23 protein-coding genes are annotated in these 24,914 nt (G+C 49.5%); 12 read left to right on the top strand and 11 right to left on the bottom strand.

Translation table 11 applies throughout. The features are described from left to right. The first annotated feature begins 188 nt into the window (after positions 1-188). Positions 189-1,583 (top strand): H(+)/Cl(-) exchange transporter ClcA, encoded by a 1,395-nt coding sequence (clcA, locus tag WN56_RS14805; protein ID WP_046075726.1) that lies wholly within the window; start codon positions 189-191, stop codon positions 1,581-1,583. On the opposite strand, the gene WN56_RS14800 is transcribed toward clcA, so the two are convergent. After that, positions 1,577-2,242 (bottom strand): ABC transporter substrate-binding protein, encoded by a 666-nt coding sequence (locus tag WN56_RS14800; RefSeq protein WP_046075725.1) that lies wholly within the window; start codon positions 2,240-2,242, stop codon positions 1,577-1,579. The two genes, clcA and WN56_RS14800, sit on opposite strands and share 7 nt — an antisense overlap. 133 nt (positions 2,243-2,375) lie before the next feature. Next, the gene (locus WN56_RS14795) at positions 2,376-3,275 is read right to left on the bottom strand and encodes a LysR family transcriptional regulator (RefSeq protein WP_046075724.1); all 900 of its coding nucleotides are present in this window, start codon (positions 3,273-3,275) and stop codon (positions 2,376-2,378) included. Positions 3,276-3,377: 102 nt separating this feature from the next. Here WN56_RS14795 and WN56_RS14790 point away from each other — a divergent pair, with 102 nt between their 5' ends. The 4 genes from WN56_RS14790 (at position 3,378) to WN56_RS14775 (ending at position 8,164) form a co-directional block, all read left to right on the top strand. After that, positions 3,378-3,878: a lactoylglutathione lyase family protein gene (locus WN56_RS14790; RefSeq protein WP_046075723.1), complete on the top strand. Its 501-nt coding sequence runs from the start codon at positions 3,378-3,380 to the stop codon at positions 3,876-3,878. A 507-nt stretch (positions 3,879-4,385) separates the two neighbouring features. Further along, positions 4,386-6,356: a PTS mannitol transporter subunit IICBA gene (locus WN56_RS14785; protein WP_046075722.1), complete on the top strand. Its 1,971-nt coding sequence runs from the start codon at positions 4,386-4,388 to the stop codon at positions 6,354-6,356. Positions 6,357-6,423: 67 nt separating this feature from the next. Next, on the top strand, positions 6,424-7,572 hold the full coding sequence (locus WN56_RS14780; protein ID WP_046075721.1) for a mannitol-1-phosphate 5-dehydrogenase: 1,149 nt from the start codon (positions 6,424-6,426) through the stop codon (positions 7,570-7,572). Positions 7,573-7,633: 61 nt separating this feature from the next. Next, the gene (locus WN56_RS14775; protein WP_046075720.1) at positions 7,634-8,164 is read left to right on the top strand and encodes an MltR family transcriptional regulator; all 531 of its coding nucleotides are present in this window, start codon (positions 7,634-7,636) and stop codon (positions 8,162-8,164) included. 247 nt (positions 8,165-8,411) lie between these two features. Here the strand turns inward: WN56_RS14775 and WN56_RS14770 are convergent, their stop codons facing one another. Both WN56_RS14770 and WN56_RS14765 read right to left on the bottom strand, forming a co-directional pair. Next, positions 8,412-9,416 carry a zinc-binding alcohol dehydrogenase family protein gene (locus tag WN56_RS14770; protein WP_046076037.1) on the bottom strand — a complete coding sequence of 335 codons (1,005 nt, stop codon included), beginning with the start codon at positions 9,414-9,416 and terminating at the stop codon, positions 8,412-8,414. Between the two features lie 37 nt (positions 9,417-9,453). Beyond that, a complete protein-coding gene (locus WN56_RS14765) occupies positions 9,454-10,560 on the bottom strand; it encodes an alkene reductase (RefSeq protein WP_046075719.1) in 1,107 nt (368 codons plus the stop codon). A 118-nt stretch (positions 10,561-10,678) separates the two neighbouring features. Here WN56_RS14765 and WN56_RS17145 point away from each other — a divergent pair, with 118 nt between their 5' ends. After that, on the top strand, positions 10,679-11,230 hold the full coding sequence (locus WN56_RS17145) for a LysR family transcriptional regulator (protein WP_255352036.1): 552 nt from the start codon (positions 10,679-10,681) through the stop codon (positions 11,228-11,230). Beyond that, a complete protein-coding gene (locus WN56_RS17140) occupies positions 11,227-11,562 on the top strand; it encodes a LysR substrate-binding domain-containing protein (protein WP_255352035.1) in 336 nt (111 codons plus the stop codon). Before WN56_RS17145 ends, WN56_RS17140 begins: the two co-directional genes overlap by 4 nt. Before the next feature lie 47 nt (positions 11,563-11,609). Here WN56_RS17140 and WN56_RS14755 read toward each other — a convergent pair whose 3' ends face one another. The 3 genes from WN56_RS14755 to WN56_RS14745 form a co-directional block, all read right to left on the bottom strand. Next, on the bottom strand, positions 11,610-12,797 hold the full coding sequence (locus WN56_RS14755; RefSeq protein ID WP_046075718.1) for an acetate kinase: 1,188 nt from the start codon (positions 12,795-12,797) through the stop codon (positions 11,610-11,612). 146 nt (positions 12,798-12,943) lie between these two features. Further along, complete coding sequence (locus WN56_RS14750; protein ID WP_052708122.1) at positions 12,944-13,324, bottom strand: hypothetical protein; 381 nt, start codon at positions 13,322-13,324, stop codon at positions 12,944-12,946. Positions 13,325-13,646: 322 nt separating this feature from the next. Further along, positions 13,647-14,129 (bottom strand): TetR/AcrR family transcriptional regulator, encoded by a 483-nt coding sequence (locus WN56_RS14745; RefSeq protein WP_046075717.1) that lies wholly within the window; start codon positions 14,127-14,129, stop codon positions 13,647-13,649. Positions 14,130-14,492: 363 nt separating this feature from the next. Here WN56_RS14745 and WN56_RS14740 point away from each other — a divergent pair, with 363 nt between their 5' ends. Together WN56_RS14740 and WN56_RS14735 are read left to right on the top strand one after the other, a co-directional pair. Beyond that, entirely contained in the window at positions 14,493-16,148 is a 1,656-nt protein-coding gene (locus WN56_RS14740) for an AMP-binding protein (RefSeq protein ID WP_046075716.1), read from the top strand. Between the two features lie 231 nt (positions 16,149-16,379). Continuing rightward, positions 16,380-16,676, top strand: coding sequence for a DUF406 family protein (locus WN56_RS14735; RefSeq protein WP_046075715.1), 297 nt, complete (start codon positions 16,380-16,382; stop codon positions 16,674-16,676). An 84-nt stretch (positions 16,677-16,760) separates the two neighbouring features. Here the strand turns inward: WN56_RS14735 and WN56_RS14730 are convergent, their stop codons facing one another. Beyond that, positions 16,761-17,375: a DNA-J related domain-containing protein gene (locus tag WN56_RS14730; protein ID WP_046075714.1), complete on the bottom strand. Its 615-nt coding sequence runs from the start codon at positions 17,373-17,375 to the stop codon at positions 16,761-16,763. 397 nt (positions 17,376-17,772) lie between these two features. Between WN56_RS14730 and WN56_RS14725 the strand changes: the two genes are divergently transcribed. Continuing rightward, positions 17,773-18,546 carry an EAL domain-containing protein gene (locus WN56_RS14725; RefSeq protein WP_046075713.1) on the top strand — a complete coding sequence of 258 codons (774 nt, stop codon included), beginning with the start codon at positions 17,773-17,775 and terminating at the stop codon, positions 18,544-18,546. A gap of 128 nt (positions 18,547-18,674) precedes the next feature. Continuing rightward, positions 18,675-20,075: a multicopper oxidase family protein gene (locus WN56_RS14720; protein WP_046075712.1), complete on the top strand. Its 1,401-nt coding sequence runs from the start codon at positions 18,675-18,677 to the stop codon at positions 20,073-20,075. 79 nt (positions 20,076-20,154) lie between these two features. On the opposite strand, the gene WN56_RS14715 is transcribed toward WN56_RS14720, so the two are convergent. Beyond that, positions 20,155-22,110: a methyl-accepting chemotaxis protein gene (locus tag WN56_RS14715; protein ID WP_046075711.1), complete on the bottom strand. Its 1,956-nt coding sequence runs from the start codon at positions 22,108-22,110 to the stop codon at positions 20,155-20,157. Between the two features lie 240 nt (positions 22,111-22,350). Between WN56_RS14715 and WN56_RS14710 the strand changes: the two genes are divergently transcribed. After that, positions 22,351-22,698 carry a carboxymuconolactone decarboxylase family protein gene (locus tag WN56_RS14710; protein WP_046075710.1) on the top strand — a complete coding sequence of 116 codons (348 nt, stop codon included), beginning with the start codon at positions 22,351-22,353 and terminating at the stop codon, positions 22,696-22,698. 96 nt (positions 22,699-22,794) lie between these two features. Here WN56_RS14710 and gcvT read toward each other — a convergent pair whose 3' ends face one another. Both gcvT and WN56_RS14700 read right to left on the bottom strand, forming a co-directional pair. Further along, positions 22,795-23,910: a glycine cleavage system aminomethyltransferase GcvT gene (gene gcvT / locus WN56_RS14705; protein WP_046075709.1), complete on the bottom strand. Its 1,116-nt coding sequence runs from the start codon at positions 23,908-23,910 to the stop codon at positions 22,795-22,797. A 64-nt stretch (positions 23,911-23,974) separates the two neighbouring features. Then, positions 23,975-24,577, bottom strand: coding sequence for a helix-turn-helix domain-containing protein (locus WN56_RS14700; RefSeq protein ID WP_046075708.1), 603 nt, complete (start codon positions 24,575-24,577; stop codon positions 23,975-23,977). Positions 24,578-24,914: the final 337 nt, after the last annotated feature.

The following is a 24,914-nucleotide window of genomic DNA, read 5'->3' as shown; positions in this document are numbered from 1 at the left end:
CTTACTCCCGCGGGTTTTGTCTTTATCACTGGACAATGAAGTATCTGTCGAGCGCTTGCATGTTCCATTAATTGGCGTAGTATAAATGCGTTCTCTCAGGGAATAGGACGTTCCCAGCACGATGTTGGCGTAGGAAGTTGTGCCACCGTACATCGTCACTTTTCTTTTCACACTTTGCGTTCACACAGATGAAAATTGTAAGTAAAACAGGCAAAAAGAGAGCCATCTTTTACAAATCTAGTGTTTTCTTTGATAAATTATGGTCTCGCGACAAAACGCCCGTTTCTATCCTTTTACTCGCGGTAGTCATTGGCTTTTTAGGCGGCGTGGTAGTCACCCTTTTCGAGCTCGCCATCCACTCACTGTCTCAGTCCAGAACCGAATGGTTAGACAGTAACATCAACTCGATGATTCCATTGGGTGTGCTCGCGTTTCTTATTAGCGCGGGGCTCGCCTTACTCGGCTATTGGCTTGTTCATCGTTTTGCCCCTGAAGCGGCAGGCTCGGGGATCCCAGAGGTTGAGGGCGCGATGGAAGGCATTCGCCCCACACGATGGTGGCGAGTTATCCCGGTGAAATTTTTTGGCGGTTTAGGCGCGTTAGGCTCTGGCATGATTCTCGGCCGCGAAGGCCCAAGCGTGCAAATTGGTGCCAATATTGGCCGAATGGTCACCGATACCTGCCGCATCAAAGACAGGAACAGTAACCAAACCTTGCTCGCCTCCGGTGCTGCAGCGGGGCTGGCGGCGGCTTTTAATGCTCCACTGGCGGCTATCATGTTTGTGGTTGAGGAAATGCGACCACAATTTCGCTATACCTTAATTTCAATTAAAGCGGTGATCATTGCTGCGATTATGGCCGATATCGTCTTTCGCTATATCAATGGCCAAGAGGCGGTAATTGTATTACCACAATACGAAACGCCGCCACTTATTTCGCTGTGGTTCTTTCTCGTTCTGGGCTGCTGTTTTGGGGTATTTGGCGTACTGTTTAATTTTCTGATTATGCGCTTTCAGGATTTTTTCCAACGCTTTTATCAGAAAAGCCAAAAACGGATCTGGTTAGTGGGTGCCACGTTAGGCGGCTTTTTTGGCTTACTACTTATCTATGCGCCTGAGCTGACCCATGGTGGCATTAATTTAGTGCCAGATTTCGTCACCCTCAATTATTCAATCAGTGCCCTGCTGTTTATCTTTATGGCACGCACATTACTGACAGTGATTTGCTTTAGCTCGGGTGCGCCTGGGGGCATTTTTGCACCCATGCTGGCGCTAGGGACCTTGTTAGGCACAGTGTATGGGTTAGTGGTTGCCAACATGTACCCTGAGATGGGGATAGAGCCGGGTATGTTTGCTATTGCGGGCATGGGCGCTCTGTTCGCCGCGACCGTGCGCGCGCCGATTACCGGTATTTTGTTGGTGATTGAAATGACCAACAACTATTATCTGATTTTGCCGTTAATCATCACCACCCTCGGTGCCACCTTGGTCGCACAGTTGCTTGGTGGACAACCAATTTATACGGAGCTATTGCGTCGTAAAGTACGCGAGCAGAAACTTCGGATAGAAAATGCATCTCAATGAGGGATGCCGTGTTTTTCGAGTAGAGCGGTTATTTCTCCGCTCTTTTTCATTTTGCGTATACTAGCGTTCAGTGGCTCAATAAGAGCTTGATGCCGCTGATGAATCGCCAAATAAATGGGAATGGATTCGACAGGACTGTCTGCCATGCGTACGGTCGTCAGTTGCTCTTTTTCGAGCATACTTGCGATGCCCACATAGCCCACCATCGCCTGTGCACGATTACTATTCACCATGTTTAACGCAGCCCGTTCAGTTCTTACGGGCACCATATCCCACTGATATCTATCCGCAATCATCAGCGCCAATTGATCACCAATCACCCCCACCACACGTTGATAATCTTCAGGATTAAGCACATACGTGTGCCCAAACAAATAATAGTCAACGGAGAACAGTGATTCTGTGGGATAAAGCACCTGAGGCGTGTCTTGGTAGACCAATCGCGTGCGACCAAAGTCAATATCAATGATCCCTTTAGCGAGTGCATTCTCCGCTCGCGCTAGCGGCATTTCTATCCAAGATAGTTCGATGTTTGAGTCAACGGCGTTAAAAACCTGCTCGACGATCGTTTTGGTCGCGGATGACATCGCGCCCGTATGATCGCGGTATGCAACAGTCAGTGTGTTTGCCAGCGCACTCAACGGCAACCAGCAAACCATTAATATCCACCATCTCGTCACATTGCCACCTCAGATTATCTTTGCACTCTTAGAGATTAGAAGACAGGAGAAGCGTCGTCCACGCGCAGAACGTGACACTGTCACTTAGTTATGAAGTCACTCTTCGCATTTATTATGTATGCATGCCAATTGAATCACTGACCTGCTCTTTAATAACGTTTGAAATATTGATCGCGCGCTGGGGCAGCACGCGTCCGGCAAGAGAAGAAAGGTATAGGGTTTCACTGACCGGTGTCGGTAAATGGTGAGCTTTGATCGCCGATTGTTGCGCAAAAGCGGCGACGGCATTGGCGGGTAACACGGTAAAGCCGAGTCCGCGTGCAACGGGTAGTAAGATAAGACCAATTTGATTAGAAAAGCCAGATTGCTTGATGGGGCGCAACTGCGCCGTTTGGTATTGCTCGAAGTTCGCTCCAAGTAATAACTCGGCGTGATGCCTCGCATCTGGATGATCAATGAATCCTAGCTGGCAGAGTGTTTCCCAAGTCGGGGATCTAACATGGCGCGGTGTCACCAGCAACAACGGCTCTTCCCCGATGGGTTCAGACTGAATATTTGGATTAACGGGACATGCGGTTGTCAGGCCAATATCAATGGTGTTGTTCAAGATGGCATTATGAATATCGCCATTTGGCGCAAAGCGATAGTTAATCGTAAGTGTCGGATACGTCACCTGGAGATCGAGCAAATGAGGGTATAAACGGAGACCAACACTTCCCGGCGACATAAGACGCACCTCCCCTTCATAACCGGGATCCTGGCTGATGTTAACGGCTAGGTTATCGAGTGTTTGTAGTACATCTTTTCCTTGACGATAGAGTTGCTCTCCAGCCTCCGTCGTGACAATACCCTTTTTACTCCGAATCAGTAAGGTGGTCGATAAAGCATCTTCGAGCTTTCGCACGTGCTGACTGACGCCTGATTGGGTCATAAAACACTTATCAGCGGCTTTGGTAAAACTGCCAACATCTACCAGGGTGCAAAAGGTTTTCAGCCAAACAGGGTTAACCATAACAAATTGTCATCATAACTATTGCAAACCATAATTTAACATTATGTTTGTGATACCTCATGCTTGCAACCACTGACAACGTCATCTTAGAAGGAGCAACGCATGCCAACCCCTTATCCACGTACATTTTCACACATTGGTATTTCGGTACCTGATTTGGACAAAGCCGTTCAATTTTACACGCAAGTGCTTGGCTGGTATCTCATTATGACACCTACCGAGATTATCGAAGACAATAGTGCAATTGGAGCGATGTGTACCGATGTGTTTGGTCAAGGTTGGGAGCGCTTTCGTATTGCCCATTTATCAACCGGTGACCGAGTGGGTGTCGAGCTATTTGAATTCAAAGATCAGCAAAACCCTGACAACAATTTCGAGTACTGGAAAACGGGCGTCTTTCACTTCTGCGTGCAAGATCCTAACGTTGAAGCACTGGCTGAACGTATTGTTGAGGCGGGTGGTAAGAAACGTATGGAGAAACCACGCTATTACTATCCTGGAGAGAAGCCCTATCGCATGATCTATATGGAAGACCCATTTGGCAATATCTTGGAGATCTACAGCCACAGTTACGAGCTTATCTACAGCGCAGGAGCGTATTAACTCTCTTGTCTGTAATGGCTACCTTGGCATTTTAACTCACCAGGCTCAACGCGATTGAGCTTGGTTTCTACCTCACACGACACCGACCTTATTCGTAATAAAAATACAAGTGTGATCTTTATCACTTGATGAATCATTATTGACCAGACTAGTAGTGTGATATTTATCACTCTAGTTTTTTATTTCACTATTCTAAAAAAATAAAAAGTGATCTACATCACTATATATTTTATAAACCAAAAATCACAAATGTGATATACATCGATATAGATTTTATTGACAATTTTATTTTTTGTGTTTTGTGCTAAATTTACATGTTATTTCTGTGACAGGTGTTGGACTAACATATAGTTGCGAAGTGAATAATGAGAGTTGAGTCAATAAATCCCCGTTATCAGTTCTCTCGAAAAAATATGTGGTAAATTGACTGGGTACTTACTAGCCAGACGGTTTTGGCGAACCGTTCTACCACACACGTTCAATGAGAACATCAAACGGGGTATTGTTATGATATCATCTGACACCAAGATCAAGATACAGAATTTTGGTCGCTTCCTCTCGAATATGGTGATGCCCAATATCGGCGCATTCATCGCGTGGGGGATTATTACTGCACTATTCATTCCGACCGGTTGGGTCCCCAATGAGACATTGGCGGCCATGGTCGGCCCCATGATTACCTACCTACTACCACTGCTGATCGGCTATACCGGCGGTAAACTTGTTGGCGGCGAACGCGGTGCGGTTGTCGGTGCAATTACCACCATGGGGGTGATTGTCGGGACTGACATTCCCATGTTTATGGGCGCGATGATGGTTGGTCCATTCGGCGGCTGGGCGATCAAAAAATTCGATGCTTATGTCGATGGCAAAGTGAGAAGCGGGTTTGAGATGTTAGTGAATAACTTCTCCGCCGGCATTATCGGTATGCTTTGCGCGATTATCGCATTCTTCCTTATCGGCCCGTTCGTAAAACTCTTATCCAGTGGCCTCGCGGCAGGTGTGGAGTTTTTGGTCTCAGCACACCTGTTACCACTGACCTCTATCTTTGTTGAGCCTGCTAAGATTCTTTTCCTCAACAATGCGATCAACCACGGTATTTTCTCACCACTTGGGATCCAGCAAGCCTCAGAGGCTGGCCAGTCTATTTTCTTCCTCATTGAGGCAAACCCAGGCCCCGGTTTAGGCATCTTGCTTGCCTACATGGTGTTTGGTAAAGGCACCGCACGTCAAACCGCGGGCGGTGCATCCATTATTCACTTCTTCGGTGGTATTCACGAAATCTACTTCCCTTACATTCTGATGAATCCACGCCTTATTCTTGCCGCGATTGCGGGTGGTATGACAGGTGTCTTCGTTCTCACTATGTTTGATGCAGGTATTGTGTCGCCCGCTTCGCCAGGCTCTATTTTTGCTGTGCTGTTAATGACGCAAAAAGGCTCAATTGTCGGCGTCTTGGCTTCAATTATTGCCGCAGCCAGCGTGTCATTTGTGGTCGCCGCTTTACTGATGAAAACACAGAAAAGCACAGAGGGTGAAGGTGACGAAGCCTCACTTGATGAGGCGACCGCCAAAATGAAAGACATGAAATCAGGCGCTAAAGCAAGCACCTCCGCCCCCTCTTCTGCGCCTAAAGCCACAGTTAACTTTGCTGACGTAAAGCATATTTTAGTTGCCTGTGATGCTGGCATGGGCTCTAGTGCCATGGGTGCCAGCTTGCTGCGCAAAAAAGTGCAAAATGCAGGCTTAGATATTGGTGTCACGAATATTGCGGTCAATAGCCTGCCTGAGGATGCGCAGATTGTGATCACGCATAAAGATCTGACCGAGCGTGCGCGCACTCACGCGCCAACCGCACACCATATTTCACTCAATAACTTTTTAGACGGCGATGTTTACGGCCAGTTGGTTACCCAAATTCTCGCCGCACAGTATCCCGCCGCCAACGATCCACAAGTGCTTCAAGTTCCGACGACGGCGGCAAATGACGACAGTTTCGAGCCAACCCCGGCACCTGCTTTTCAACTTCAGCGTAAAAACATTCATCTTGGCTTAACGGCCACAAACAAGGATGAAGCGATTCGATTTGCCGGTGAGCAACTTGTCAAACTTGGCTACGTAGCGCCTAGCTATGTCGACGCGATGTTTGAGCGTGAGGCATTAACCCCCACTTACCTCGGGGAGTCGATCGCCGTTCCTCATGGCACCGTTAAAGCAAAAGACGGGGTCAAGCAAACCGGCATTGTGGTATGTCAGTATCCATCGGGTGTGCAGTTCACCGACGACAAAGAGGATATCGCTAAGTTGGTGATTGGCATTGCCGCCAAAAACGATGAACATATTCAAGTAATTACCGCCATTACTAATGCGTTAGATGAGCCTGATGCAATAGATATTCTCACCAGTACTGACAGTATTGACGAGATCCTCAATCTATTGAGTGATGATAGCGTCACCTTTATGACGTCATCCCATTAATCAACCCAATAAGCAGGCCACCTCGGTGGCCTCTCATCACCACCGTTTTTAGTTTGAGGTAAATATTATGAAAAATGCTGTTCATTTTGGTGCCGGCAATATCGGCCGCGGCTTTATCGGAAAATTGCTCGCGGATGCCAATGTCGAGGTCACCTTTGCCGATGTCGATGCGCCCCTCATTGACCAACTCAGTCACAAACAAAGCTACAACGTCAAAGTGGTAGGTAACGACTGCCATATCGACACGGTTTCTCATATCACGGCAGTCAATTCGGCAAGTGATGATGTTATCGATAAAATCGTAAAAACGGATTTAGTGACCACGGCTGTTGGCCCTAATGTGCTTGATATTATTGCCAAGACCATCGCCACCGGCATTGAAAAACGTTTCGCATCCGGCAATGAGGCCCCACTAAACATTATTGCCTGCGAAAACATGATCCGTGGTACGTCGCATCTCAAAGGCGAAGTCTATAAGCACCTTGACCCCGCATTACATGAGAAAGCAGACGCACTGATTGGTTTCGTCGACTCCGCAGTTGATCGCATTGTGCCGCCGGCGGAAGCGGCGAACGATGATCCCTTAGAGGTCACGGTAGAAAGCTTCAGCGAGTGGATTGTGGATGAACAACAGTTCAAAGGCGAAATCCCAGATATTGCAGGGATGGAGAAGACACAAAATCTCATGGCCTTCGTCGAGCGTAAGCTTTTCACCTTAAACACGGGCCATTGCATCACGGCGTATTTGGGTTGCTTGAGCGGCCACCGCACCATTCGTGAAGCCATTACCGATCCGAAAATCCGTGATTTGGTGAAAACAGCGATGCAAGAAAGCGGCGAAGTGCTTATCCAACGCTACGGATTTGACCGCGCCGCTCACCAAGCGTACATCGAGAAAATTTTGGGGCGTTTCTCAAACCCCTATTTGGTTGATGAGGTCGATCGTGTTGGTCGCCAGCCTATCCGAAAGCTAAGTCAGAACGATAGGCTTATCAAGCCATTACTGGGTACAATAGAGTACGGCACAGATAACCGAGCCCTATTAAAAGGGATTGCCGCAGCATTGAAATACACCAATCACACCGATCCACAAGCTGAAGAGCTTCAAGCTTCATTGGCTGAGGTGGGCGTAAGAAAAACGCTAGCGACATACACCGGCTTGGCAGAGGAAAGCCCTGAAGTTGAGGCAATTAACACCCTGTACCAGCAATTGTAAACCGCGCATTTTACAGGGGGAGTTTAGCTCCCCCGTTATAACAATAAGCAGTATTGAGTCTATGGCAGAAAATTTCGACGAAACAGACATCATTGAACGATTAAACCAAGCGCCAACCGTGCGTGGCTTTTTTGTTGCCGCGGTGGATACGTTTGAGACAGCTATTGATGGCTTAATCAAGCGGGTTTTTCGCAAAGATAACTTTGCGGTGGAATCAGTGGTGGGGCCTTTACTGCACGACACTGGGCCGCTGGGTGATCTTTCTGTGCGATTAAAACTCTTGTTTGGTCTAGGCGTGTTATCAGATGACGCTTATCACGATATTGAACAGATCATTAAACTTAAAAACCAACTGAGTAACGATGCCGACGATTACCAATTTACCGATCCTAAGGTACTCGATGCCGTCAAAAAGCTGCGCAAAGCGAATACGATGGGCATGCTTTCGCTCGATATTGGCCCGCCGGAAGATGACGTCGATATAGAATTCTATCAGCTACAACTGCAGCGCCAACAGCAGGTGATCCGCTCAGGGTTGTCACTCGCCATCGTGGAAATCTGCAATGAATTAAGCAAAGAAAGCCCTTTTTAGTGTGCCAACGTTCACCATCACTAATGAAGCAAATAGCCTGAAAGGGTTAGCCACACGCCTAGCGCGAACGCGCCTCCGAGAATCATGGCTTCCAGTAAGTAAGCCTTAATCACGTTATACAATTTCATACCTAACCAATCTTTTTTTATCTTTCGAGCATCAAATCAAAAATCGATGCACTTTGTCTACCATTATATACAAAAAGCCTTATAACGGATCACATAAGGCTTCATGCAAGCAAGGAAGGTTAGTGTTCAGCGATGACGTATTTCCCGATTGTTCGGCCACTTTCTACGGCTTGATGTGCAAGGATTAAATTGGCTGCATTAAGCCCGGTTAGTTGATGAGAGGCCGTGGACTTGAGCACGCCTTGGTCAACCAATTTAGCCACATTCGCCAAGATCACATGTTGTTGGTACATATCAGCGGTCGAGAACAAACTGCGGGTGAACATGAACTCCCAGTGCAACGAAATCGACTTACTCTTTAACTTTCGAATACCGAGCTGTTCCGGGTCGTCAATCAACGCCAGTTTGCCTTGAGGGATCAGACAATCTACCAGCTGCTCCAAATGCGACTCGGTATGATTAAGACTCGCGACATGGGTTACCGCTTCTACTCCCAACGCATCAAGCTGCGGCTGTAAGGGCTTCGCATGGTCAATGACATGATCGGCGCCCATTTCTTTCACCCACGCTTGGCTCTCTGGTCGCGACGCAGTACCGATCACCGTCAACGACGTCAGTTGCTTCGCAAGCTGAGTTAACACCGATCCCACCCCGCCTGCTGCACCCACAATCAGTAAAGTGCTCGACTCTGGCTCAAGTCCGGCCTTTAAGCGATCAAACAGTAACTCCCACGCCGTAAGTGCAGTCAGTGGCATAGCGGCCGCATCAGCAAAGGACAGTGTTTTAGGCATGGCACTCACTATTTTTGCATTCACACATTGGAACTGACCATTCGATCCGGGCCGATCGAGCGCGCCGGCATACCACACTCTATCGCCGGGCTGAAACCCCGTCACATGGCGACCAACTTGGCGTACAATTCCCGCCGCATCCCACCCCAGCACTTTATGCTGTCCCTCAGGTGCATCGACGTTGCCGCGGATTTTGACATCCACAGGATTAACAGAAACCGCCTTCACTTCCACCAGTAAGTCATCATCGTTAGGAATCGGCGTGGGTAAAATGATGTCAGCCAATGTGGCCTTTTCTATCGGGTGCGCAAAGCGATAACCAACCGCATGCATCTCTGTCGGTAACGTTTGTATTGTCATGATGATGTCCTCACTTTGTGCGATAGTTGGGGGAGATGGAGTAGTTGGGATAGTCGACATAGCCTGCTTCGTTGCCGCCAAACAGGGTCTGAGGGTTAAATTCAGCCAGTGGCCAGCCATGTTGGAGACGTGCGACATAATCCGGGTTGGCAATAAAAGGACGACCAAATGCTACTAAATCCACCAACTCGCGAGCAATTAAGCTCTCTGCTTTAGGTTGGTCGTATTTTCCGGCCACAATGATTGCATTGTCGAACCGCGCGCGTAGCTGATGGCGGAAATCATCATCAACTTGGGGCGCATCATCCCAGTCCGCTTCGGCAAGATGTAAATAGGCAAGCCCCAGTTGATTGGCATGGCTTGCCACCTCAAGAATGGTGGGAATAATGTCAGGGCAGTTCATTCCACGCGCAGTGATAAAAGGAGCCAGACGGATCCCAGTGCGTGACGCACCAATCGCCTCGCTAATCGCTGCCATGATTTCCACCAAAAAGCGCATCCGGTTTTCACGACTACCGCCGTATTGATCATCGCGATGATTGGAGGTCGAGCGTAGAAACTGGTCGATGAGGTAGCCATTGGCGGCGTGAATTTCGACACCATCAAAGCCTGCATCTACCGCATTCAAGGCGGCTTGCCGGTAATCATCGACAATGCGTGGGATTTCGTCGGTTTCTAATGCACGCGGGATAGGACACGGACGCATGCTTCCGCCATTTTCGTCAGCTATCCATACACTCGCTTCAGGAGATAACGCCGACGGTGCGACAGGCAAACCGTCTTCGTGAAAAATGGGATGCGACATACGACCCACATGCCACAGCTGCAAAAAGATTTTACCTCCCTCAGCATGCACGGCGTCCGTGACATGACGCCAGCCCGCGATCTGGGCGTCGCTATGAATGCCTGGCGTAAAGCTATATCCCTGCCCTTGTGGAGAAATTTGCGTCGCTTCCGTCACGATAAGCCCTGCGCTAGCGCGTTGGCGATAATAGTCAGCCATCATCGCATTAGGAATATTGCCTGGTTGGTCGGTGCGAGCGCGTGTCATTGGTGCCATGACAATGCGGTTAGCGAGCGACAGCCCAGATTGTTGGTAATCATCAAACAAAGACATGCTGATCTCCTTGTGGTGGTCGAGCGTGATAGTGTTAGTAAGTGGCTATCAGCCTATTGACAATCACCACAAAGAAAAACCATGCTACAGAGACATCTCTTTCAACATTTTTTTGATAATGAAAGCACTTCAAGATCTGGCTATCTTCGTCGAAGCGGCCAAACACGGCAGCTTAACTGGCGCGGCCAGACAATTAGATGTGTCTCCCGCCGTTGCCAGTGCCGCCATAAAACGGTTAGAAACTGAGTTAGGCAGCCCTCTGTTTGTGCGCTCAACACGCAGTTTGCGACTCACTCAACAAGGCGAGCAGTTTCTGCGCTACAGCGAACAAGCCTTAGACTTGCTACAACAAGGTCAACAACAACTGCAAAACGCCGATAAGATCCAAGGTTCGCTGCTTATTTCCGCGCCGTCTGATTTGGGCCGTGACGTGATCCTTCCGCTGCTTGATGCGTTTATGTCGCTTTACCCCAACATCAGTACCCGCCTGTCGTTATCCGACGAACAAGCCAAGTTATTTTCCCAGCCTATTGATATCGCGATTCGTTATGGTGTATTGAGCGATTCCAGTATGATCGCAATGCCGTTGGTTAAAGATAATCGTCGGGTGCTCGTGGCCTCCCCCGAGTATTTAGCCCAGCATAAACGCCCGCGCATCCTTTGGATTTGAAACACCATGAATGCCTGTTCTACGAGCTAAATGAAGTGCGCTATAACCGTTGGCAGTTTCATCGACAAGAGGAAGACATTGCAGTCAGTGTGACAGGGCGGCGCGCCAGCAATGATGGCGGCGTGGTAAGGCAATGGGCATTATCAGGAAAAGGGATCGCTTATAAATCGGCGCTCGATGTCAAAGCGGATCTGAATGCAGGACGGTTAGTGCCCTTGTGCACCGATTGGCAAGGCGAGCTGGTTCCACTCCACCTATTATGTCCGTCGCGCCAACAACTCACTCCCGCAGTCAAGGCGTTACACCGGTTCTTGCGCGACCAGTTAACATAAAAAAGCGAGCCGCAGGCTCGCTTCATAGACGGTGGAAGGTACGACAATCAGGCCATTGCCATGGCTTGTTGCGCGATCACCAGCTCTTCGTTGGTTGGGATCACCAATGCTAGCGGTGACGCTTGGGTGGTGATTTGTCCTGCGGCACCAAAACGCGCGGCGGCGTTGGCATCGGCATCCGCTTGATAGCCAAAAATGGCCAGCTCTTTGAGGATCATCTCACGCACTGGCAGTGAGTTCTCGCCAATTCCGCCTGTGAAAACAATCGCATCCAGGCGAGATAAAGGCACCATGTAACTTGCGATGTATTTTGCTACGCGATAAGCGAACATTTCTAGCGCCAATTGTGCGCCTTTGTGGCTCTGCTCTGCCGCCTCGACCAAGCCTCGACAATCGTTCGTCAATTCCGAAACACCCAATAAACCTGCTTTGTCGAGCAGTTCATGATGGATCTCATCGGTACTCAGGCCTTTTTTGGAGAGAAACTCTAAAATGGATGGGTCGATATCGCCACAGCGTGTGCCCATCATCAATCCCGCCAATGGCGTGAAACCCATGCTGGTATCGACACTTTGGCCATCTTTCACCGCACACAAAGAGGCACCGTTGCCAAGGTGTACGGTGATTACGTTGGTTTGCTCAGGGGCTTGGTTAAGCCATTTAGCGGCTTCACGGCTCACATAATAATGGCTGGTACCGTGGAAGCCGTAACGACGAATGCCATAATCATTATAGAGCTGACGCGAGATCGCGTAGTGATACGCTTTTTCCGGCATGGTTTGATGGAATGCGGTATCGAAAACCGCGACTTGCGGCAAGCTTGGGAAGGCTTTGCGTGCCGCTTTGATGCCCACTACATGCGCGGGATTATGCAATGGCGCCAAGGCTTTTAGTGCATCAATTTGTGCCAGTACGGCATCGTCTATCAAGGTGGCTTGACTGAAGGTTTCACCGCCGTGTACCACCCGGTGGCCAACGGCCTGCAGTTTGTCACTCAACTGGTTGCTTTCGATAAGGCCCACAATGATGTCCATGGCCTCTTGGTGGTGGTTGCGTCCTGCACTTAAGGTTTTCTCGGTTTTTTCACCGTCGACTTTCCAGCTCATCCGCGCGTCATCGCGCCCAAAGCATTCTCCAGCGCCGGAAATCACAGCATCGCCAGTTTGCGCATCCATCAGCGCGAATTTTAATGACGAGCTACCTGAATTAATAACGAGTACCAGTGCATCACTCATAGGGTTACCTTATTGGCAGAATTAGGGTCACGGCTCACTACCGTCACCCCATTATTAAAATATTTTTGAATAATTCAACTGTCGTTATAGTAATAGCATAATTGCGCAACAATTTACTGCTTAAGATCAAGCTAAGTGCGCACAGACTAGGCAAAAAATAAAACCGATAGATAGCTCACGGCAGCGACAGCCAACACTAATGAAAAATAAGTAACCAGGGCACGTCTCCGGCGGATCCAAGTCCCCACGCCCGCGAGTAGACTGCGATGTGGACCCGTCATCCCTAGGCTGAGAGCATATTGATGAGCTAGACGTTGGTGGCCTTGCGCATATAACCGCTCAAGCAGCTGGTGGACATGCGCCACTGAGCAGTGACCCAGCACAGCCATACACTCCTCATGGGGCATGACCGTGAGCAATTCAACTTGCTTGTTGAGCTCATATTGCAAAAAGGCATTGCGAGCAGCCACGATTTCTGACCTTGAAAAAGTGGTCGGTTCAGTAAAAGCGTTGTTCATTACCGTCATGGCGAATCTCCCGATTGGCAGCAGGTAACGACCATCAACAACATAGTGCCCAGCAGGGCAGAGTGATGTATAACAGCGAGAGGAGAAAAACAAAGCAGGCGGGGCCAACTATCAACGACAGTCGGTAACAATGAAATGTAGCAATACCAACAGTCGCTATTTTTCTCCGTTAAGACTCGGAGGATGGTCGGTATTGTTCATGGTTATCTCCAAATACATGTGTTGCTTAGAAAGCATGACAACTATACCAAAAAACGCAGGGACTGTCTGTCAACGGAAGGTCATCTCTCACCCCATAGCCCGATCAATAATAGCCATGACATTAGGATTTCGTTTCAGCTCGCTGACGACATAACAACACACTGGCGCCCAACAGTTGCGAAAAAGCGACCGTTAAATCGGTTTGCATTTGTTGTTCACACTCTTGCTGTAGTGTTTTTAAACATCTGAATGCGGCACCATTATCGGCTTTTCCGCTGATTAACACATAAAAACAAAGCTTTAGCGTTGCTTTAAACTCACCCTCGGCATGCATCGCTTGCATCCAGCTTTTCATAAACGCATTGATGGTACTGCGAGTATCGAGGGGCGTACGCAGGCTCTCCACCAAAAAAGGCTCTAATGCGACCATAAAATCTTGCTTGCGGGGAAAGTGGTGGCTGATCCCGGTGCGCGATACGCCTGTCGCTTCACTGAGCGTGGTATAAGACATTCCTTCATAACCAAGCGCCAACAGCTGCCGCTTCGCCTCTGCCAAGATAGTCTCAATGGTTTGCTGTGTTTGGGCTTTACTGCGTTTTGGCATGCGTAATCTGTTCTCCCCGTCAATCGCCGTCATTGGCGCTGTGATGACACGCGCGCCACTCGGCTCGCGGTCAGGCTAACTCACGAAAAAGTCCCGCCCCTTTTAAAATAGTACAGACTGACTCACTCAGCCTGACACTAACGCTTTACCAAGACGCTGAAGCGGATCAAACTTCCAAAAACCTTATTGAGAAGAATATGAAAAAACTGAAAAATCCGAAGCAAATCACTGCAAATAGTGCCGTCAGTCATAATTTGAACACGTGTTTAAATGATTATCTTGCTTCTCCTCGCCCCTGATCACTAAATTAACATTATTATAACGTTTAAACGTAGTCTTACGTTGCGACAATGAGGAAGTCCAATGTCACATATCAAACCGAACGATCAGATCCTGCGGTGGGCCGATGAACGTCCAAGCCATGTTTTTCTGCGCCAAATTCACGGCCGCCGCTTCCATGACTACACCTTTGCTGATGTGGCCGACCAAGCATTGCGCATGGTTACCGCACTGCGTGATATGGGACTGAAACCCGGCGATAAAGTCGCGCTCATCTCCAAAAACTGCGCTGAATGGTTTATTGCCGACTTAGCGATGATGATGGGCAGTTATATCAGCGTGCCGATATTTCCCACGGCCGGGACAGACACCATTGACCATGTGGTGACCCACAGCGAATCGAAAGCCATGTTTGTAGGCAAGCTTGATGACAGTAAAGCCCTGAGCGCCTCACTGGAAAACATGCCAGGCTTAAAGACCATTGCCTTTCCCTATCCCACGATTAGCTGCCATTACGAGTGGCATGATTTGATCGCCAACCATGAGGCATCAGATGAGCGCCCTGTGCATCAAGACAGTGATGTGATGTCCTTGGTGTATACCTCGGGCACGTCTGGCTTACCTAAGGGGGCGATTTTAAGTTATGGCGGCTACTGCTGGTCCGCTCAGCGTTTGATTGACCATATTGGCATTGAGCCTGATGACCGTTTGTTCTCTTATCTCCCACTGGCGCATATTACTGAACGGGTTTATATCATGGGGTCAGCAATTATGGGCGGGATCCCTACCGCTTTCCCTGAATCGCTCGATACCTTTATCGAAGATGTCAAAATGCATCGCCCCACCTTGTTCATTTCTGTTCCTCGGCTTTGGACGCTGTTCCAGCAACGTATTCAAGAAAAGCTGCCGGACGGAAAACTCAACCTCCTACTTCGCATTCCGTTGGTCAGTAACCTGATCAAAAGCAAAATTGCAAAAAATCTGGGGTTGGACCAGGCGCGCGTGCTGGGCTGTGGCTCGGCGCCTGTCGCTCCTGCCCTGCTGCAATGGTATGAAAAGCTTGGGTTACACATTACCGAGGCGTGGGGCATGACAGAAAGCTATGCCTACAGCACCCTCAATTATCCGTTTAGAGCAGACAAAATCGGTACTGTAGGCAATGCAGGTCCCGGCGTTGAAATCAAGATTGCTGACGATCAGGAGATCTTAGTCAAAAGTCAGGGGCTTTTTAGCGGCTATTACAAAAACGAAGAAGCCACCGCAGAAACCTTGGTAGATGGCTGGTTGCATACCGGCGATCTCGGTGAACTCGACAACGAGGGATATCTCAGTATTTCGGGTCGCAAAAATGACACCTTTAAAACCGCCAAAGGTAAGTTTGTCGCGCCCGTGCCGATTGAAAAGCGTTTGTTCGAGCTCTCTAATGCCGAGATGCTATGTGTGATCGGTTCAGGCATGCCAGCGCCTATTCTGCTCGCGCTGCCACACCATTTTCCACATTTTGACCGCGCGCGTTATGAGCGCCGGGTGAAGAAGGTGATTGATACCATCAATGGGGAGCTGGAGTCACACCAGCAAATCAAAGGCGTATTGATGATTAAAGAACCTTGGAGTATTGAAAACGGCAAACTCACGCCGACGCTGAAAATTCGCCGCCACAAGCTGGAGCAAGAGTATCATGATATCGGTACTCACTGGCCAAAAGGCACCTTGGTGCAATGGGAAGAAGACTGGGACTGATCCTTTCACTCATCGCCTGATAACACTCACCCACTATTGGCATAGACGCGCATAGTGGGTGATGTTTTTCTCCGTGCCTGGCTGATATCGATAAGCCGTGCTACAAACACCGTAAAACCTGACCTGCCTCAATGTGCCACAACCAAGACTTTGCTAAAGATCGTCGTATCGACTTACAGCAGGCCACTCGCACACTTTTTATGCCTGCTGCTTTTAACGTAGGGAAAGACCATGAAAGAGAATCAAACCGACACCTGTGATGCATGTGGTGTCAGCGCTGAAATAGGTTACATCATTTCTGAGGGCGACGAAGTAGCAGAAGTGACCATTCACGGCGACAGCAACGACGCGGTGCAAGCACGCTTCGAGCAATACCTAGCCCTTGCAGAAAGTATTAATCCTGCCGTTAAGCATGACTTTGACCCGCAACAGCTCGACGGCCATCGCGCGCACATCAAGCTACAGTTTGAATGCAGTGCCGAAAAGCTGATTTTTGAATTGCGCAGCCGCGGGCTCAATAACGCGTAAATATCACGCGAAAACACCATGCGTTTCAGTGGTTCAAGCAACAGGGTGTCATCTCACACCCTGTTGTTGCTTGCTGAACACTGTTTATAAGCGCAAACTTTGCCAAGCCTCGCACATCTCTCGGAAGGTGGTTGCATCTCCCTCGGGCCGATCTGGATGCCACTTCAGTGCCATTTTGCGCCACTGACGACGGATTTCATGCTCACTGGCATTCTCATCCAACCCCAACACTTTTAACGCCTTATTGCGCTCCAACATGGCCTCGCCCGGCGCCTCATTGCCAATATGACGCTGATAGTGCTTCCAAAACGACGACAGCAGCTCTTTCACGTCATCTTGGCTGGCGTCATAGTTATTCCAGTCCATGTAGTAATCACGCAACGGATCCTGATAATCAATTTCTTTGGCCACAAAGCCACTGTTACCAACCCGCCATTGCAGCTGGATATCCATTGACTCAACCTGCAACCATTGCTGTGGCAACAACATTTCTTGTAGTTGATACAAGGCATTCATTATCAAGAAATTGCGTTTGAATAAATCAAGGTGGGGGTCAGCATCGAGCTGGGCCATCATGGTGTCTTTTTGCAGCTCACCGAGTAGGTGGTGCACTTTCCAGCTTTGTCGCGTTGATTCTAGAATACTGAGTATTGGCCAAATCAGGGGGTTGTCTATTTCATCCCGTTTTTCAGCAAGCATGACGTTCATCCTCTGTCACTGGCCAGCTACCTTGAACCGGCATCTCTTGGGGTTGGTTGTAAAGCCACCTTATTAAGGTATAAACCAATTCTGGCTATTTTGTAGCAAATATCGGGAAATCCATTTTCGAGGCACGCCTATATAACCGCGTTCTCCGCCATCATAATGACACTCCCAACGTTGCCGATTAAATATTAAGCATATCCAGTGCCAACTTATGATGAAAAAGAGACCGTTTTGGCATATTAAAACCAAGTCTTGTCTGTTTATGTCGAGTCGACATCACAAGGCATTCACCTTAAACCGTGCAAACCCCATAATTTTTGTCATCTAATTCGCATTATGCCCAGAACTCCATTAACCTTTTTACAAGGACATACTAAACAACCGCTTTTCTATGACAGCATCTTCAACACAATGTGAGGCCTGCAGGGATGCGCAGCCACTCGCATTCGATTTTACCATGGCATTCCAGCCCATTATTCAGCTCTCTACGCATTCCATTTATGCCTACGAGGCACTTGCCCGTGGCAAAGACGGTAGCGGTGCGGGCAGTGTGTTTCAGCATGTCAACAAAGAGAATCAGTATCAATTTGACCAAACCTGCCGCATCAAGGCGGTCAAACTCGCGGCCGAACTATCTATCCCTTGTTATCTCAGCATTAACTTTATGCCTAATGCGGTGTACGAGCCAGAGCGCTGTATCCGCACCACGCTGAAAGCGGCGAATGGCTATAACTTTCCGCTCAACCGGATCTTATTTGAGTTCACCGAAGGGGAAGAAGTCCTTGATTACAGCCATATTCAGCGCATTATTCGCTATTACCGTTCACAAGGTTTTTTAACCGCAATCGATGATTTCGGTGCCGGTTATTCCGGTCTTACCGCGCTGGCTAGCATTAACACGCATATGATTAAGCTGGATATGGCACTGATACGGAATATTGACACTGACGTTACCAAGCAAACCATTGTGCGCCACAGTGTCGCTATGTGTCATGAACTGGGACGTCAAATTATTGCCGAAGGCGTTGAAACAGAAGGCGAGCTTCAGTGCCTGGTTGGCTTGGGCGTCGACTTCTTTCAAGGGTATTACATCGCTAAACCCGGGTTCGAGTGTTTACCACCTATCAATCAAGCACCTGGATTAGAAGCCTTTCACCGTCAATAAGATGACGACTTAGCGAGTCTTAGCACTCGCTGTTTTAACTCCCTCACAATCACAATTGATAATCTTTCTCAGCTATCAACTTTCAAGGTATACTGTTGCGCAATTACCGCGTTGAACAGGTGTAAAGAATGAATGGTGAATCGCTGAACGCACGTGGCCTCTCCCGGCGTCAATTCTTACAAACAACCGCAGCGGTGGCAGCCCTTTCCACCCTACCCGCTTGCTCGTTAGTCTCAGCGTCCCGAGAAAACGAGCAATGGGAATACCATCTCAGCGCCGAGCCCAGTCAGGCCGCGTTGGTTCCCGGTCATCAGACCGACGTCCTGGCCTTTAATGGCGACATCCCAGCGCCAACGCTCCGCTGCCGCCAAGGCGAGCCAGTGACGATTCACTTTACCAATAACCTCAACGAACCCACCACCATTCACTGGCATGGGTTACGTATCCCCATTGAAATGGACGGTGTTCCTTTCTTATCCCAAGCGCCTATTCAGCCCGGTGAAACCTTTACCTATCGTTTTACCCCACCGGATGCCGGCACCTTTTGGTACCACCCGCATATGAACTCTGTCGTGCAGTTGGGTAAAGGGCTGGTCGGCGCGATTGTGGTCGAGGAAGCCACGCCTGTCGTGTTCGGTGAGGAGCACACACTGACACTTAAGCACTGGCATCTCGACCGACAAGGCCATTGGAAAGATCTCGCCATTCCACGCTACAGCGCGCGCATGGGGACACCCGGTGAATGGGGCACCGTGAATGGTATTCATCACCCTGAATACACACTGCAAGAAAAGGCGACCACACGGCTGCGCTTAGCCAATGTGGACAATACGCTCACCTATCCGATTCAAGTGCGCGGCGCAGAAGCCTGGATAATCGCCATCGATGGTAACCCGATTGCCACACCACGCCGACTAGAGGAGCACAAGATAGCCCCAGGGATGCGGCTAGATATTGGCCTGATTGCACCAAACGCTGGCGAAAAAATCGAGGTGATGCATATGAAAGGTGACTTTCCTTTCTTACTCGCCAGCTTTACCTCGACGCCTTCTCATCTAGAAGAAAAGCCATTGCCCGCTTTGCCGCTCAATCCCGTCACGCCGATCGATTTAGCCAACGCCGAAACCCGCCACTTTGTGTTTGAGTGGGCAGGAGCCATCACACCGGCCGATAAACAAGGCAAAGGGAAACACGAGTTCTGGCTGATGAATAAACGCGCTTGGGAAGGAATGAGCAAAGGCAACATTCCTGAGCCGATCGCCAAACTGGAACGTGGGAAGACCTATATCTTCGATTTAAAAAACGTCACCCAGTACCATCACCCGATTCACCTGCACGGTCACACCTTTACTGTGCTGGAAATGGATGGCAAACCGGTCACGCCATTCCACACTGACACCGTGCTGTTGGGTAAAAATGGCCACGCCAAGGCAGCGTTTGTGGCCGATAATCCTGGCCGATGGATGTACCATTGCCATGTTATTGAGCACATGAAAACCGGCCTGATGGGGTTTGTCGAGGTCGCATAGCGGCCAAATCACGCCTATAAAAAACGGCGAGCACTTGGCTCGCCGCTTTATGCCGTCACTCGGTTTTCACCCGCTGCGATTAACTGTCCTTTTCCGTTTTAAAGCGATTAACTAACTCTGATAGCTCTGAGGCCACCACACGCAGCTCGGCGGCTGTTGCATTGGTTTGCTCTGCCGTTGATGCTGCACTGTTGGCACCTTCCAAAACACTGGTCACATTCTGATTAATATCTTCCGATACCGAGTGTTGCTCTTCTGTCGCCGTGGCAATTTGTGCCGCCATGTCGTGAATTTGTCCTACCAAACTTTGGATGGTGTCAAAGACACTCAAGGCCTCTTCCGTCGCTTCAGTGGTGGTTTGTGAATGCTCAACACTGCCTTGCAGCTTTTCAGAGAGCTGGTTGGTGCGTTGGGTTAAGGCCTGCAACAGTTCATCGATCTCTTCGGTTGATTTGGTGGTTTTTTGCGATAGCACCCGCACCTCGTCTGCGACCACCGCAAAGCCTCGTCCATGCTCCCCGGCGCGTGCTGACTCAATCGCCGCATTAAGCGCAAGCAAATTGGTTTGCTCGGCAATGCCTCGAATGGTATCCAGCATGGCGGTGATATTGTCGTTCTCTTTGGTGAGCTCCGCCATCGCGCTATCTGCTTCGTTGAGCGTGGTGGCCATTTCTTGCACCGCTGCACGCGTGTTATTCATCAATGCCATGCCTCGGTCCACTTCTGACTGGCACTGCTGGGCGGAGTCCGCCGTTTGATTACAATTTTGCGATACCTCGTTGGCCGTGGCCACCATTTGGTGGAACGCGGTGGCAATTTGCTCTAGCCCTGAGCGCTGCTGATGACTAGCACCATCCAGCTGCTCCGCAAATTGGGTGGTTTGATCGGCATGCGACGACAGCTTGGTCGATCTGTCCTTTATACCGATGATCAGTTCTTGAATCACATCCACAAACTGATTAAACGCGCCCGCCGTTTTGCCCAGCTCATCCTCGCCACGCACCGGTAAACGTTTGGTCAGATCGCCATCGCCACTCGCGGCATCGCTCAGCCCGTCGCTAACCGCAATGATGGATGCCGATATACGGTGGATCATAAAGTAGCCAAGCACACCGAATGCAAGCACGAGGATCAGACTGATGGACAGGATCACCGTTTGCAATTGCGTTACTTGGCCGAGTACCTCTTGCTGCGGCACAATACCAATCAGTCGCCAACCACTCTCCGGTGCTTTGTACTGGTTGACAAAGTAGTCTTTGCCAGCAAAGGAGACGGCGGTAAGTGATTCACTAAAATTCCCACCGCTGTAGACACTTTCGACACTCCGGGCAGGCTCAAAGTTATTGTCTGGGTTGTTCGGATCCGCAAGCACTGTGCCCGTGTCTTCCACCAACACAATATAGCCCGACTCACCGAGGGTGACGTCGCCTAACATATTTGTCAGCGCTTCTAGCGTAACATCAACACCAATCACACCACGCAAGCCGTCTTGCGCCTGAAACTCCATCACATAATCGAGCAGAGGTGCACCAGTGTTCACATCTTGATACGCCGGTACACGCACTGGGTTGTTGCCACTTCCCTGACCCGTTTGGTACCAAGGGCGCTGGCGTGGGTCATAATCCCCCAACTCTCCTTGTGGCCATTGAATGTACCCACCATCGCTCAGCCCAAGAAACACATAGGCGAAATCCTCTCGTGAGTCCCCCATGGATTCCAACAAACCATACGCCCGTGCTTCGACGGGGCTGTTTTGCCCAGAGGTCATGGTTTTCGTCGGGCCCATATATTTGGTGACTGAGCTATCCAAGCGTTTAAGCGCGTCGCTATTACCCAGCATTTTGGCGTTTGCCGCCAGCCCTTCTAAGTAGAATTTAAACGCATTGCCTATGTGCTGCATTTCTTTGTATGAGCTCTGCTCATAGCTTTGTAATGTACTCGTTCGAAACTGATAGAGTGACACAATAGCGATAATGAGGGTGGGCAGGATAACGCCTGTAAGGACGACAACGAGTAAGCGCTTTTTAATACTCATACTGACCTCCGTCAGTGACAGCACATAGGAGCATGTTGGTAAAAAGGTTGAATGTGTTGTTTTAAATTAGAACAACTATTAATGACAATCTAATAAATAACCTATTTCCCCTCACTTTTCCCACGACAAAGCGTCGAGCTGATTGCTTTTTTAGACAAATGTAGAGGCTCGGCAGACACAGATTGCATCAACACGCAAAACCCTTTAAATTAGATAAAACTAAATTAAAAGAGAGGCATTATGACAAAGAAGAACTATCAGGAAATCAATCAGCAACAGCTGGCGCTCAATAAACAATTTAAAGCACACAGCAGTGACACCCTGTCCGCATTCGGACAGCTGCACCGGGCGGCAATGGCTGAGGGCGATCTTGACGTAAAAACCAAAGAGTTAATTGCACTAGGGATTGGTATTGCCGCACGCTGCGATGGCTGTATTGGTGCCCACGTGGCCGCCGCTCTCAAACATGGCGCAACCAAACAAGAATGCGTAGAGACCATTAACGTCGCGATCGTGATGGGTGGCGGCCCGTCATTGATTTACGGCTCTCAAGCACTAGAGGCGGTTGAGCAACTGAGTGAGGCGTAGTGATCGCAGCCACCTAAAAAGTGGACGTGACCTGCAACAAAAACGCAGCCATCTCTGGCTGCGTTTTTCTCGTCGTCGTATGCGTTCAGGGAGGGCTTAACCGCGATAATACCGCTGCGGCACAAAAGGCATTTTTTCGACCGTCATGGGCAGTTTTTTGCCACGCACTTCCGCGTAGACCTCGGTGCCGGGGGCAATAAACTCAGGCGGGAGATAACCCATCGCCACGGGCATCCCTTTGGTGGGGCCAAAGGTGCCGCTGGTCACCACGCCGATTTCATTATCGTCTGCATCAAACAGCTTGCTGCCTTCACGGACAGGGGCTTTGCTTTGGCCCACCAGCCCAATGCGCTTGCGGCTCACCGCTTTGGTAGCGATTTGATCGAGTATTTTCGCCTCACCGGGGAAGCCACCCGCACGCTCACCATCGGCGCGACGCACTTTACTGATTGCCCAGATCAAGGTTGCTTCAACCGGCGTAGTGGTGGTATCAAGATCATGCCCATATAAACACAATCCGCATTCAAGACGCAGCGAATCACGCGCACCCAAGCCAATCCATTCTACCTCGTCGTAAGCTAACAGTGCTTTGGCAAGAGCTTCTGCATGTTCAGCCGGGACAGAAATTTCGAACCCATCTTCGCCAGTGTAACCTGAGCGGCTCACCACGCAGTGAATGCCATTAATCTCAACCGGTTGAATGTCCATAAACACCATATCGTTTACGGTTGGGTTGAATGTCGCCAGTACTTGCGCCGCTTTGGGGCCTTGTAGAGCCAGCAAAGCACGATCTTCTAGGACCTCGACCGACACATCTCCTGTCAAGTTATCGCGCAGGTGCTGAATATCCTGCGCTTTGCAGGCGGCATTCACGACTAAGAAAAGGTGATCGCCTAAGTTGGCAATCATCAGATCATCTAAAATGCCACCTTGCTCGTTAGTGAACAGTGCATAGCGCTGCTTACCTTCTGGTAAATCCAGTACATCAACCGGGACTAATCCCTCTAATGCTTTTGCCGCATCCGTGCCATGAAGACGAATTTGTCCCATATGGGACACATCAAACAAGCCCGCATGCTCACGACAATGGAGGTGCTCTTTGCGCACGCCCAACGTATATTGCACTGGCATATCATAACCAGCGAATGGAACCATTTTTGCACCCATATCAAGATGCAAGCCGTGTAACGGGGTCGTCAGTAACTCTGCCATTGTTCACTCCATATTGCGCCGGCGGGCCTCTTGCCCACGTTAAGCGATGTATTTGTGTCGTTGGTTAGGAAGCGGTCACCCATAAGATCAGTGCATCGGCATCACTGACGGAGGCCAACATGTGCCCCATGGTAGCGTCGTAATACACACTGTCGCCCTCATTGAGGATGATCGCTTCGTAAAATTCGGAAAAAAATTGGATGCTACCTTCCAGCACCAATAAAAATTCTTCGCCGTCATGGCGGATCCAGTCGCTATAGTCTTCAAACGCGCGCGCTCTGACCCGCGATTTAAATGGCATCATTTTTTTGTTGCTAAGCTGCGTAGCCAACAGCTCATGTTCGTAGGTACCGGTAGGATGCGCTTTTCCCTGACCCGCTAGCGTCACGTCTCGCCGGCCTGTTGCTTGCCGTTTTTTTGGCGGAGCAAACAGTTGCGGAATATCGATATCCAAGCCGTGCGCGAGCTTCTGCATCGCTTGGAAGGTTGGGGATATCTGCTCATTTTCAATTTTGGACAATGTCGAGCGAGCCAACCCAGTCCGTTGGCTTGCCTCTTCAAGCGTAAGCCCAAGTCCTACCCTGACTGCTTTTAAGCGCGGGCCCAGCCGCAATGGCGCAATGGGCTCGCGCGTTTCACCCTCACGTTGCGATCGTTCAACCTGCATCGACGGATACACATCCTGTGTTGATTGGTCTGTTGTCACCTTGCTTTCGCCTCTATCGGTTGTCCCGCTATGTTTGACGCTTTAACACTTTTAACAAAAAAGTTTCCTATCGGAAAATACCGGTATCATAAACGTGACGCAACCAGCGAATTGGTGAAAGCAGGCAACCTATCACGCTCACCCCAAACTGAGCCCCCTCACTTTATTTCTCATAAAAACAAAGCATTACACACTTGTTTATTTACCCGTTATTCAATGAACGACGAGTAACCCCCGAGCATTCACCGACATTGATTTGCAATTTACCCTCGCTTAAGATAAAAAGGCAAACGTTTGC

Source organism: Salinivibrio sp. KP-1 (assembly GCF_000968645.1).
Classification (GTDB): Bacteria; Pseudomonadota; Gammaproteobacteria; order Enterobacterales; family Vibrionaceae; genus Salinivibrio; species Salinivibrio siamensis.
Note: the sequence above shows the minus strand (reverse complement) of the source record. Positions and strands in the feature narration are given on the sequence as shown.